The 10,975-nt window shown below is 59.4% G+C and carries 13 protein-coding genes and 2 pseudogenes; 8 read left to right on the top strand and 7 right to left on the bottom strand.

All coding sequences use genetic code 11. The features are described 5' to 3' along the window. Window positions 1-147 precede the first annotated feature (147 nt). The 6 genes and pseudogenes from V7D81_RS00995 to V7D81_RS00975 all read left to right on the top strand — a co-directional run bounded on the left by V7D81_RS00995 (window position 148) and on the right by V7D81_RS00975 (window position 4,342). A complete protein-coding gene (locus V7D81_RS00995; protein ID WP_324313890.1) occupies window positions 148-417 on the top strand; it encodes a hypothetical protein in 270 nt (89 codons plus the stop codon). 17 nt (window positions 418-434) lie between these two features. Continuing rightward, complete coding sequence (locus tag V7D81_RS00990) at window positions 435-734, top strand: hypothetical protein (protein ID WP_324313889.1); 300 nt, start codon at window positions 435-437, stop codon at window positions 732-734. A gap of 397 nt (window positions 735-1,131) precedes the next feature. Continuing rightward, entirely contained in the window at window positions 1,132-1,518 is a 387-nt protein-coding gene (locus V7D81_RS00985; RefSeq protein WP_324313888.1) for a hypothetical protein, read from the top strand. A 1,005-nt stretch (window positions 1,519-2,523) separates the two neighbouring features. Then, window positions 2,524-2,820, top strand: a pseudogene (locus V7D81_RS23170) (DUF6310 domain-containing protein); the annotation flags it as partial. A 366-nt stretch (window positions 2,821-3,186) separates the two neighbouring features. Continuing rightward, entirely contained in the window at window positions 3,187-3,723 is a 537-nt protein-coding gene (locus tag V7D81_RS23165) for a DUF6310 domain-containing protein (protein WP_442958325.1), read from the top strand. Window positions 3,724-3,907: 184 nt separating this feature from the next. Further along, entirely contained in the window at window positions 3,908-4,342 is a 435-nt protein-coding gene (locus V7D81_RS00975) for a hypothetical protein (protein WP_324313886.1), read from the top strand. Between the two features lie 408 nt (window positions 4,343-4,750). On the opposite strand, the gene V7D81_RS00970 is transcribed toward V7D81_RS00975, so the two are convergent. Then, window positions 4,751-4,984 (bottom strand): hypothetical protein, encoded by a 234-nt coding sequence (locus tag V7D81_RS00970; protein ID WP_324313885.1) that lies wholly within the window; start codon window positions 4,982-4,984, stop codon window positions 4,751-4,753. Window positions 4,985-5,413: 429 nt separating this feature from the next. Here V7D81_RS00970 and V7D81_RS00965 point away from each other — a divergent pair, with 429 nt between their 5' ends. Further along, entirely contained in the window at window positions 5,414-6,226 is an 813-nt protein-coding gene (locus V7D81_RS00965; protein WP_324313884.1) for a DUF5953 family protein, read from the top strand. A gap of 37 nt (window positions 6,227-6,263) precedes the next feature. Here V7D81_RS00965 and V7D81_RS00960 read toward each other — a convergent pair whose 3' ends face one another. Continuing rightward, complete coding sequence (locus V7D81_RS00960; RefSeq protein WP_324313882.1) at window positions 6,264-6,488, bottom strand: response regulator transcription factor; 225 nt, start codon at window positions 6,486-6,488, stop codon at window positions 6,264-6,266. Window positions 6,489-6,515: 27 nt separating this feature from the next. Here V7D81_RS00960 and V7D81_RS00955 point away from each other — a divergent pair. Continuing rightward, window positions 6,516-7,112 (top strand): annotated as a pseudogene (locus V7D81_RS00955) (alpha/beta fold hydrolase); the annotation flags it as partial. A 155-nt stretch (window positions 7,113-7,267) separates the two neighbouring features. Here V7D81_RS00955 and V7D81_RS00950 read toward each other — a convergent pair. The 5 genes from V7D81_RS00950 to V7D81_RS00930 all read right to left on the bottom strand — a co-directional run bounded on the left by V7D81_RS00950 (window position 7,268) and on the right by V7D81_RS00930 (window position 10,765). Then, complete coding sequence (locus V7D81_RS00950) at window positions 7,268-7,468, bottom strand: c-type cytochrome (RefSeq protein WP_324313879.1); 201 nt, start codon at window positions 7,466-7,468, stop codon at window positions 7,268-7,270. Then, entirely contained in the window at window positions 7,469-8,368 is a 900-nt protein-coding gene (locus V7D81_RS00945) for a pirin family protein (RefSeq protein WP_324313878.1), read from the bottom strand. It lies immediately after the preceding gene. Between the two features lie 137 nt (window positions 8,369-8,505). Further along, window positions 8,506-8,922 carry a DoxX family protein gene (locus V7D81_RS00940; RefSeq protein WP_324313876.1) on the bottom strand — a complete coding sequence of 139 codons (417 nt, stop codon included), beginning with the start codon at window positions 8,920-8,922 and terminating at the stop codon, window positions 8,506-8,508. Between the two features lie 165 nt (window positions 8,923-9,087). Continuing rightward, window positions 9,088-9,927, bottom strand: coding sequence for a 4,5-DOPA dioxygenase extradiol (ygiD, locus tag V7D81_RS00935; RefSeq protein WP_349257586.1), 840 nt, complete (start codon window positions 9,925-9,927; stop codon window positions 9,088-9,090). Window positions 9,928-10,051: 124 nt separating this feature from the next. Further along, window positions 10,052-10,765 carry a hypothetical protein gene (locus V7D81_RS00930; protein ID WP_324313872.1) on the bottom strand — a complete coding sequence of 238 codons (714 nt, stop codon included), beginning with the start codon at window positions 10,763-10,765 and terminating at the stop codon, window positions 10,052-10,054. Window positions 10,766-10,975 lie beyond the last annotated feature (210 nt).

Genomic DNA, 10,975 nt, shown 5'->3' with positions numbered 1-10,975 from the left:
AGATCGGTGGCGGTGCAAACGGCGCATGGATCTTCGCAGCGATTGCGAGCTTCTTCGTCGTCGCTGTCGGCGCGCTCTTTGTGGGCATAGGTCTAGTCCCACTGCTCATACTGGGGGCTTCACTTATTCTATGGTCTGAATAGCTATGTGGATCGAGTCGACCAGATAATGAACGCAGATGAGTTGACTCCAGAACAGCGCGAGGGAGCAGTCATAACCTTGTCGGTCATGGTGATTGTTCTGAATCTATTGGCGCGCTACAACCTGACCCCCAAGGGGGAAGCGAACTCGAATATCGGACCTGTGCTCCTCTCCTTGATCGGAGCCGTTCTTTCGAATTCCTTTTACTGGGTGACACAGCTGTTTATCAGCTTGCCGCACATGATGGATCGACCACGCGTTCCTTCTGAAGTCTAGCGAACCGAGCAATCAAGATGCCGTCTGAGCCCTCGCGGTTAGTGCTTCAACTGGGGATCGTTCTAGTCGCCGCGTTGCCGGCCATGCTGGCCATCGGTTTGATTCTGTCGTTAGCCGGACGGCGACCATACGGCCCCGTCTGTCGCGCTGTGGTTATTCTATGGGCCGTCGTCATTGCCGCGTTCAGTGCGGGCATCGCTGCTGCGGTGCTGTTTGCGAACGATTTCTCACGCCGATTGATAGTGTTCTTGTTGGTGTTCCTTGGCGTACTGGTGCCATTTGTAATCCGCTCAACGACCTTCAAGGCGCTCAAATGAAAGCACGAATAGCAAGTGCTCGATTGCTACAGTACGGCGAATCCCTTTGTACGGAGAGCGATTACCACGCATGACTTGGTCGAGGGGCCTCCATCGGCAGCCATCGCTCGTCAGTGCAAGCGATCGTTTCACTATGTCGTGGCCGACCAGGGGCAACCATTGCAGTGATTGCACTGGGGCTGGAGGCGTTCGCCCAATTCGAGTCGCTCTGGTACTCAGACGAAACGAGCGCAGTGCTAGTCGGTGCGGGTCTGCTTGCAATCGGCGGAATAGTGCTATCGCTCGTGTTCGCGCCAACGTTCGTTGCTGGATTGGCTCTTTCGCTTCTTATCATGTTCCTCATGGCCGCTCTGGCAACCTTCGTACGACCGCCTCCGTCACCTCCTGTGGAGCCGGAATGAAGAAGCCTTCGTTGCTGATACTGGCGACGGTGATCTTTGGCCCTGTCGTTCTGGCGGCCATTTTGCAACCTGTTGTCATCCAGGTGGATGCTGACTCCGCTCGATCAATGGTCGGTTGGTGCGTTGTTTTGTCGCTTACGCTGCTTGGAATCGCGGGACTCATGATAGTGGCCGTGGGCATGCAGGCATTGATCGCAGGGCAATGGCCAATCGTTGATCCAATGGCCTATCCAATGAAACCCCGCGCGGAGAAGCGAGGCGTCGTCGCGAGGGTCATTGGGGTGCTGTATGTGGTGTTGGGTTTTGTCGTTGGCGGCTCGGCGCTGCTGCTGGCGGGCACCGTACTTAACGCATTTGCAATACCCGCGCGCGTGGCAGGGTGAAGGCGACACTCGCCCTCGTTATGACTATCGTCCTAATGGGGTCGCTGCTGTACTGGAATGATTCTCGCGAAAAGTGCGGCACTCGGATCGTACAGAGCGTGCCTTCACCCGACGGCAGGATGACTGCAGTTCTCAAGGTTGTCAGATGCAAGCGGTACAGCGATCCCGACGTTGAGCTTTGGCTGCTTGACTCGACACAGGTGAGTGCGGATCCAGAATATGTGCTCCGAAAAGCACGCTCGCCGGGCTCAATTGCATGGAAAGATGATCAGACACTTCTCTTCTCCCATCCTGACGGGCATGCAGAACGAGTGGATACAAGGCTCGGTGTAGCAATTGAGGTGGCCGGGCAACTTTGAGCGTCCGTCTGTCGTATTCCACACCCAAAGGGGTGTGGAGCTTCGTCGGAGAATTCAAACCAATATGAGCTGGTCGCCACGGCGGGCTGTCAGGAGACAATGTTTTGGACACGGCATTTGCGAATTCGCGTCGATCAGGAATGAGGAGTGCACGTCCTCTTGTCAGAGGGCAGCGACCATTGCGACATCTGCTGACGAGTTGGCTTGGTGCGCTTGCCCTGGGGTTCGGTGCCTTCACGTCCGCAGTCGCACAGGTAGATACCAACTAGTTGATGGAACAAAGCCAGCCAGATGGCAGCATCGTCTCGCTTGGCGACATTGCGCTACCCGTGCAATCAACCGCAGAAGCAGTTTCTGTCCTGCGTATGGCGGCACCAATGGCTGCCGAAGCGTTTGTGCTTGGTTATCCGTATCGCGGGACGGAAGTGGTCGCGCGACAGCTGAAGCTTACTTCTGAGCGTGGAAGTCCCACACAGGTACTTGTATCAGACCTTCTGCTCCGCCAGAGCAGTGATGGTGGTATGGGGGAACTGCCAGGATATGACAGTACGCCTCTCGATACCGCGCTCGCTCTGCGGGCGTTTGTACACGCAGGTCAGACCACGACGCCACAAAATCTTGCTGCGCTAAATTATTTCCAGAATGCGATGTGCTGGTCACTCCGCCTGGTGGGCAAGGTAAACGCTTCGATGCTATGTCTGCCGATGGAACCCTCTGGGAGTTCAAGACCGATCGATACAGTCGACACAACCCATTTACTAAGGGACGGATCATTGCTGATGACTTCACAGCCGCAGAGGTGGAAAGCAACATCGCGCGTCAATGCAAGCGAAGTTACAATTACGTCGTTGCAGACCGCGAACACTATGAAGAATTGCTGAGGAGAGGGTTCGATAGGCTTCCAACTCAGTTATTGATTGAAACGGGGTGTTTGTCGCCATGAGTTGCGACTATTGGTTCTTTCGCCCGACACGGGACTTGTGCAGTGCCGACGAGATAGATGCGAGCGCTATGCAATTTCTCGGGACATCGGAAGATGTCAGAGGCTTCCTCAGCACTGCATACCCTGCTACCCGGTGGAGTATTACGGCAGGTATTTTGTGGGGAAGCTTGATTCTGGACGGGGAGCGTCTCGAGATCATGTTGGGTGAGCCATCTGCGATCCAGACCGCGATCTCGGTCAGAGCTTCGCGAAGATCCATTGCAACGGAAGCGCTTCAGAAGCTTTCTAACTCGTTGCAGATGGCGTGCCTAGACAAGCAGACAATGTCATTGATTAAACCGAATTGCAGTGTTGTTCACGTATCACATGGCGGTGATTGAACTCGCGCTGTTGGCCGCGGAGGGTGGTGCCGCCGCCGAGTCGTTGTTTCCATTGCCCACTGCGTTGCCTAGCCCAACCCCGACGAAGAGGATTGCAACGAAAGCTGTGAGGACAATCCAAATCAGGAGAGTTGCGAGTGCAAGTATGAGCCGGTCTGCCCCTCATCTCGGCGGAGATCCCGTTCATAACACTTGCGCAGATTTCGTGTCGGACGTGTATCCAGAATGCGGTGTACTGGTGACGACACCATTCGGACAGAGCAAGCGATTCGATGGCATGTCTGCGGATGGTTCCTTGTGGGAGGTCAAGGCGAATCGATACAGTGTTCAGCCACCGTTCGTTCAGCAAGCGATCACAGCAGACGACTTTGCAGGGGGAGTCCCGTCAGCGGCTGTCGCTCGGCAATGCAAGCGTCCATTCAGATGCGTTGTTGCCGATCAGGGTCACTACGATGCCTTGGTGCGACTCGGATTCGGCAGCGTCCCTACGACGCTGGGAGCGGAACCTCGCTGTTTGCAGTAGCTCTTCAGTCAGAGAGACTCGATTCACATGAGTGCAAATCATTGGTGGTTGCATGCGGCTGTTACGCCTACGCAGGTGTTGCGCATGAGGCCGATGTTCGATCGAGCCATATCGACAGCGAGCACTGTGCAGTAAGGAAGTCTTTGAACGCTGGTCAGAAGTTGAAGACACGGCGGAGTCGGTAGTGCTTGATGAGTTCCAAAGGACTTTCAATCTGGAATCAGTGAGGGAATTTTGGCAGGGCATCACGCTTGGAGACGCGCCTGAGCTGGAACTCACAGCTGGGACGGTTATCAGCCTGACGAGTACGTCAAGGGTGACGCCTGTCTCAATCCTCTATTACGGCGTCGGTAAGGCGGTGGCCGGTAAATTGCCAGGTCATCTTGGCAATGTATTGCTCTCCCCAGGAGAGGTGCCGGAGTTTCTCGGTCAGCTTGAGAATGTGATTAGTGGAGAGAATCGCGACGCGATTGTAAGACGGGGTGCGCAGCTGTATCGCCTCGATCATTACCCTTGCGAGAGTGAAGTGGCGCAGATCCTCGACGCTTGGCCAACGGCGCTTCGGACAGCTGTCGAGCGCGACTGTGGATTACTGTCGGTTGGCCTTCGCGCGCCGTGACCCAGGAGCAGAATTTCCGCACCAAGGTTGAGTTACACGCACTCTCGAGACCGTGACCGCCGCATTGAGGGAGATTGGGCTTGAACGTAACAAGGATGGTGGCAGCAGTTGTTGCGATCTGCCTGCACGTATCGTTGTGTGTGACTGCGGTTGCCAGCCCCGACTGGCTCATTGCACAGCAACAGCCTGACGGTTCCATCGCTGTTGCAGATGGTTTGGTCTCCGATGTTCAGAGTACTTTCGCTCCTCGCAAGGACGCGGACAATACGCTCCTGGTATTCATTAAGAGAGCGAGCAATGAACGGAGCAAGCAACGACGACGAGATGCGAATGCCTGAGGTGAAGGAGGTGGATGCAAGCGTGTGTCGCAGGGCATCCGCGAGCGTCACGCGCAGATGGGTGGCGAAGTTACAGGCCGAGTAGACTGCGCTCGAGCAGGGCATCGACGCGCTGGTGGATGCCACCAGCGATGCCATTGCGACTCAGAATGCGCGGGTCGCCTTCGACTGTCTCGACAATGCGCGCCTCGGGTGAGTTCAGCAGGACTTCGATCCGGACAATCTGCCGAGCAGCCCCCCCTGCAAGCAGATCCGAGCGAAAATCCGGAACAGTTGCGCGAGGCATCAGTCGGCGGGCAATCACGCTTGGCAGTCCACGCATTGGATTTCGTGGGGCGGTAGCCTACTACGATGAAGGTGCGATCTTGCTCGGTGTTGTAATGCTCTCGCTCGGCTACCTGTGCGAGATACGCGCTGAAGTTCGTGAGTGGTCGCACGAGGCTCATTGCAGAGGCGGATATCTCAGTCGCGTATCTGATGGCCGGCCTGACAATGTTTCACCATCAGCTCCTATAGGGGGCGTCTCGACGTGAAGTACGCCGGCGGCACATGAAAAGCAGAAGCAAGAACCGGGAAAGACGCGTCGACAGGAATCATCCCGGACTGACGCTGGCGGGAAAGGGATTGATCATCGAAGGCATTCTGGTCTGCATACTGATACTTCTGGTGTATCTCTATCGGCGGTTCAGTTGAGTCCTTGGCTCGAGGAGGCAGGTCAATAGGAGGCAGGTCAATGAATTCGATGGATCCCATGCGAGAAAGTTTGCGCGAGGACTGCGTCCTGAATTTCTCGATCACTACGCAGCCAGAGCAATGGGCCTCAGGCCTCGATGGATTGTGCGCAGCGCTCGAGGTCGAGTTTCCGTCGCAGCAGCCATTGATCCATGGGCTGGTGGGCCGCAAAGTCGTACGACTGAAAGATCGACGATCACACCTAGATGCTGTCGCGAGGACGCCTTTCCGAGATCTGCTGATTCGAAATTCGCTCGATCGCAAGGCGTCGATATCGATTCGTGGAGTTCTTAATGATAGAGCGCGTCTAGCTTTCGATTTTCAAGTTTTTACGCCTGCGTCGTCTTGGGAGGAGCGTGCACGGCTGCTTCAAGTCTGCGGTGATGCGGCGGGCGTGTACGCCGGTGGTTTCACTCCCTTATTCAGTGCTAACGCACTCTACGCATACGCAAATCTGGCGCGATCTGGAGTGGCGAACATAAGCGCGGCACCTGTGATTGCTGCTCTCGAACAGACTGGCGAAGTCCTGCCCTCACTACGCCCGGTCGCGACCGGCGGCGCGCGGTTCGACTCCGCTCAGCCGGACCAGTTGCACTGGGTCAACTACTGGTCTGCAGCGACGTGCAAATTCCTGGACTTTCCAGATGCTGAGCGTGACGGCGAGTGGTTGCGTCTGGCGGAGCAAACACCAGCAGATGCGTGGGTGGTTCGTCTGACGGATGAACCGTTTGACGTCCGATCGAGCACCCACATCGGTGTGCTCGCGCGCGCATATCGCCGGTTTGCTGGAGTAGGTATTCGCTCGGCGGGCTGAACAAGGCGCTCACGTGTCTCCGCGACGGGATGCACGTTCACAACTCGATGATCCCGCGCCTGACCGCGATGGTTACCGCGTGAGTACGATCGTCGGCGCGCAGCTTGGCGAGAATGTTCTTCACATGCGTCTTGACGGTTTCCTCGGCGAGGTCGAGGAAGCGGGCGATCTGCTTGTTCGAGCGGCCGTCGGCGATCTGTCGCAGCACGTCCGTCTCGCGTTCCGTCAGGGCATGTTCGCCGGCGTACTGGGTGATCCCCACGGCGATCTCGGGAGGAATCCGGCGACGGCGGACGTCGCGGCGCATCTGGATCTGAAGGACGCAATCCACATCGGCCATTCGACCGGCGGCGGCGAGGTGGCCCGGTATGTTGCCCGGTACGGCGCCGGCGGCCGCGTGGCGAAGGCCGTGCTGATCGGTGCGGTGCCGCCGGTGATGGCGAAGTCGGAGAAGAATCCGGGCGGCCTGCCGCTGGAGGTCTTCGACGGTTTTCGCGCGGCGCTGATCGCCAATCGCGCGCAGTTCTATCGCGACGTTCCTGCCGGTCCCTTCTACGGCTTCAATCGTCCGGGCGCGAAGATGCTCGACGGCGTGATCGACAACTGGTGGCGGCAGGGAATGATGGGCGGCATCAAGCCGCAGTACGACTGCATCAAGGCGTTTTCGGAAACGGACTTCACCAACGATTTGCAGCAGATCGACGTGCCGACACTGGTCATGCACGGCGACGACGATCAGATCGTGCCGATCGCAGACTCCGCACCGCTATCGGCAAAGCTGCTGAGAAAAGGGACGCTCAAGATCTATCCGGGTCTCGGCCACGGCCTGTGCACGATCAATGCGGAACGGGTGAACGGGGATCTGCTGGGGTTCATATGCAGCTGAGCGCGCTGGACGCGTGTATGTCGGCGATACGCTTGAGGCATCCCTTGATGTCGCTCGCGATGCGTCTTGAAGCGCCTTCAAGGCAGCAAGCGACTCCGCCAACTTGACACCCCCGTCCTTCTCCAAGGTCGTCGAAGCATCCACTCATCTGGACACTAAGAACCAACGGAGGCCGGGCGCAGCCGCAGTTCCTTCACCTGGTTCGCGCTGACCGTGGCGGCGCTATTGCCGAAGCTGCGAGTCAGATAGTTGCCCAATGTGGCGATCTGCCGGTCGGACAGTTCGCCGGCGAAGCCTGGCATGCGGAGCTCGTCGCCTTTCGACACACGGTGGATGCCATCGAGTATCACCAGCACTCATGACCCAGGCTCGGGTTCGCTGACCTCGCCGATCTTCGGCGGCAGAGGAATGAATTCGTCGTGGTCGAGGTCGGGCAGCTTCATGCGTCCGGCCTGCCAGTCATCGCGCGCCTGATCGATGCGTTCCTTCGACGACGACACGAAGTTCCAGTCGATGTAGCGCGGCCCCACCGGTTCGCCGCCGAGCGCCATGACCACGGCGTCACCGAGTGCAGAGATCGTGGCGGCCTTGCCGGGCGTGAGCACCGCCATGGCGCCGGGCTCGATGCGCTGGCCTTCCAGTTCCACCTCGCCGCCGGCGACGTAGACCGCGCGCTCGGAATACTCCGCCGGCAGCGATACGCGCGCACCGGCACGCAGTTTCCAGTGCACGTAGAACTGCGGCGAGTCGATCTGCACCGGCGACGTCACGCCGGCCAGCCGTCCCGCGATCAGGCGCCCGGCCGCGCCATCGCTGTCGAACACCGGCAGCGATTCGCTCGCGTAGTGCCAGAAGCCCGGATCGATCTCCTCGCGTTCGTCGGGCAATGCCACCCACGCCTGCACGCCGTCGAGCGGTCCGCCTTCTTTGCGCAGGCGCTCGAAGCGTTCGGAGTGGGTGATGCCGCGGCCGGCGGTCATCCAGTTGACCTCGCCCGGATGAATCGCCTGCGCCGAGCCGACGCTGTCGCGATGCATGATCTCGCCGTCGAACAGATAGGTGATGGTCGACAGTCCGATGTGCGGATGCGGTCGAATGTCCGCCTCCCGCGGCAGGCCCGGTGCGAAATCCTTCGGGCCCATGCGGTCGAAGAAGATGTAGGGCCCGACCATGCGGCGTTTCGCGAACGGCAGTACGCGGCCCACCTCGAAGCTGCCGAGATCGCGGCGACGCTGCTGGATGACGAGTTCGATCACGTCGTTCCCCCATTGGTGCTCATGACGTCGCTCCCGGTTCGCCAGTCGGCTCCGGCGGGTCTGCCTCGGATGCTGGCGCTGCGTCCGGCTGAGTGGCGCCATACTGTGGCGGCGCGGTACTTCTCCCGTTCGCGGATTCACCGTCTGTTGATGCTGAACCTCCCGGGCCCCAGCAGCGCCACGGCAACGGCCGTGAACAGGAACATGCCTTGCAGTTCGAGAGCCCATCCGCCGCTGCCGTTCAACGTAAACAGCTCCGGCACGTGCACCAGGGCGATGGCGAACACCATATTGATCGCAATGACTGCCGCCGCAATGCGGGAGTACCAGCCGGCGATCAGGAGTACCGGTGCGACGACTTCACCGACGTAGACGCCATAGGCGACGAACGAGGGCAGCCCGGCCTTCGCCACGACATCGGCAATGAAGCCGATCCCACCCGTCAATTTGGCGACGCCGTGAAAGAGAATCAGCCCGCCCAATGCGAGTCGCAGTATCAGTTTCCCGTAGTCTTCGGTTCGTTCGGCAGCGATGAGACTTGGCTCGTATGACATGACTGTGTGCTCCCAGGTCAGTAGCCGGTGGTGAATCGAACTCGAAGGGCTCGGCATCGTCCAGTTCAATGCCTGCTCTCATGCAGAAGAGCAAGCGAGTCATGTACGCCTTCCGCGGTGGCTTTCCATGCGGGTGGAAATTGCGACCGGCGTATGCGCAACTCGTCAGGTGTTGGTCTGGTCGGGCGGCACGTCGCCCGGAAGGTCGGCAACGCCCTCGGTTTCGCCCGGCAGGTCGAGGTCCGCACCCACGTTGTAGCAGGTCATCGAGAGCGAGCCGAGCGAATAGCTGCGGAGCAACGACTGGCAGCGTCCCTCGACCGCGGCCAGGCCAGCCGTATAGAGCAGTGGAATGAAATGCTCGGGAGTCGGTACGGCTCTTGCGAAGTCCGGATGTTCGCCGAGCTTGGCGATCGCGGCGGGCTCGTCGTGCATTTGCGCCACGGCGGCTTCATCGAACCGATGCGCCCAGTCCGCGCCTTCGGTCGGCCGTTTCCAATCGATGAGACGAAGGTTGTGGACGACGTTGCCGCTGGAGAGCACCAGGATGCCTCGATCACGCAGCGCCGACAGGCGCGTACCGAGATCGAAGTGATAGTCGAACGGCTTCGACGCATTGATCGAAAGCTGGATCACCGGAACGTCCGCCCTGGGGAACAGGTGTGCCAGGACACTCCAGGTTCCATGATCCAGGCCCCATTCACCGTGGTCCGCTCCCACCCAGCCTGGTTTTACCGCATCGACGATTTCCTGTGCGATCTCGGGTGAGCCAGGCGCCGGGTACTCGAAATCGAACAGCGGCTTGGGAAAGCCGTAGAAGTCATGAATCGTGCGCGGTTTTGCCATCGCCGTCACGGCGGTGGCGCCGATGTACCAATGCGCTGACACCGCGAGAATGGCTCGCGGCCTTGGCAACGTTGCCCCAAGCGCGCGCCAGGCGCGCGTGAAGCCGTTCAACTCGAGAGTGTTCATCGGGCTGCCATGGCCGATGAACAGGGCAGGCATACGGGACATGTTTATCTCCAGAACGCCGGTGATCGTGTAACCGGATGCTTTGTGGGTCAGGTTGGTTCCGCAGGTGTTCGGTGTCGCCGGCAGCAAGAATAGCCGCGGCAACAGGTGCCGGTTGTTACGGGTGCGTTGCGCGTGGTGTCGCCTCCGTATTCTTGCAAGTGATCCGCACCGACATTCCGGCGAGTCGATCGGACAAACGCGCGTCGGCGAGGATCGGCCACCAATCGTAGAGAAAGATCTCCAGGGGTCGCCACATCGCGACCCAGCCGCCGACGACGAGGCTTTCCTTGACGATGCCCGAGAATCCGCCGAACGGGCCGAAGTCCTCGAGCAGCCTGCTCAGGCCGAACGCCACGGCAAGGCATCCCAACCCGATGACCAGCGCAATCCGCCCGTGAGCGAACAAGCGTCGCAGCCGCAGCCGGGTGGCAATGCTTCTTCCCCGGAAGAAGTGACGTATCGATTCGCCGATGATTGCCGGATCGCTCGATTCCTCGTCCGAACGATCCACGTGAATGTGCAGGCAGAGCGCGGCATTCCGCGGCAGCTCGCGGCACCAGCCGACGATGTATTCCTCTGTCCTGGGATTCAGGTCGCGTTCCCGCAGCGGAGACGGATCCATTTCATTGAACAACTGCCGGAGTGTCGCGACGCGCAAATCGATGATGCTGGCGTCGATCGGGTCTTCGTTCATCGGTGTCTGAGCCTCGATTGCGATGGGGTCAGATTGCGACCGCCGGCGGGCCAGTATGGTTGTAAGAGTCGTTGAGTCGTAATATCCAGCGAGAGTATCGGAACGATCCTCGACATCGCGTGCGACCGCCGACAAGATGCGTCATCTGAAGGGCACGCTGCCGTGACCGACCGAAGAGATCGAATGGCCGCGCGGCTCATTCAGCTTCGAACGCCTGCGCGTGAACTGCATGGTTTCTCCCGCGCGGCGCACACGGATGACCACGCCGCCTGGCTGCTGGTGCAGGAGCGGATGCTGCCGACGTGGTATGCCGAGATTGCGCGACGCGCGACCGACCAGCTCAGG

Origin of the sequence: Povalibacter sp. (assembly GCF_036735925.1) — a bacterium.
GTDB lineage: Bacteria > Pseudomonadota > Gammaproteobacteria > Steroidobacterales > Steroidobacteraceae > Steroidobacter.
The sequence above is the reverse complement of the archived record's forward strand: the minus strand, read 5'-3'. Positions and strand labels throughout refer to the sequence as shown.

Bases quoted from the DNA above. Each gene is read 5' to 3' on its own strand.
- ygiD (WP_349257586.1), bottom strand. From the start codon at position 9,927: ATGCCTGCCCTGTTCATCGGCCATGGCAGCCCGATGAACACTCTCGAG.
- V7D81_RS00990 (WP_324313889.1), top strand. From the start codon at position 435: ATGCCGTCTGAGCCCTCGCGGTTAGTGCTTCAACTGGGGATCGTTCTA.
- V7D81_RS23165 (WP_442958325.1), top strand. From the start codon at position 3,187: ATGGCGGTGATTGAACTCGCGCTGTTGGCCGCGGAGGGTGGTGCCGCC.
- V7D81_RS00965 (WP_324313884.1), top strand. From the start codon at position 5,414: ATGAATTCGATGGATCCCATGCGAGAAAGTTTGCGCGAGGACTGCGTC.
- V7D81_RS00985 (WP_324313888.1), top strand. From the start codon at position 1,132: ATGAAGAAGCCTTCGTTGCTGATACTGGCGACGGTGATCTTTGGCCCT.
- V7D81_RS00940 (WP_324313876.1), bottom strand. From the start codon at position 8,922: ATGTCATACGAGCCAAGTCTCATCGCTGCCGAACGAACCGAAGACTAC.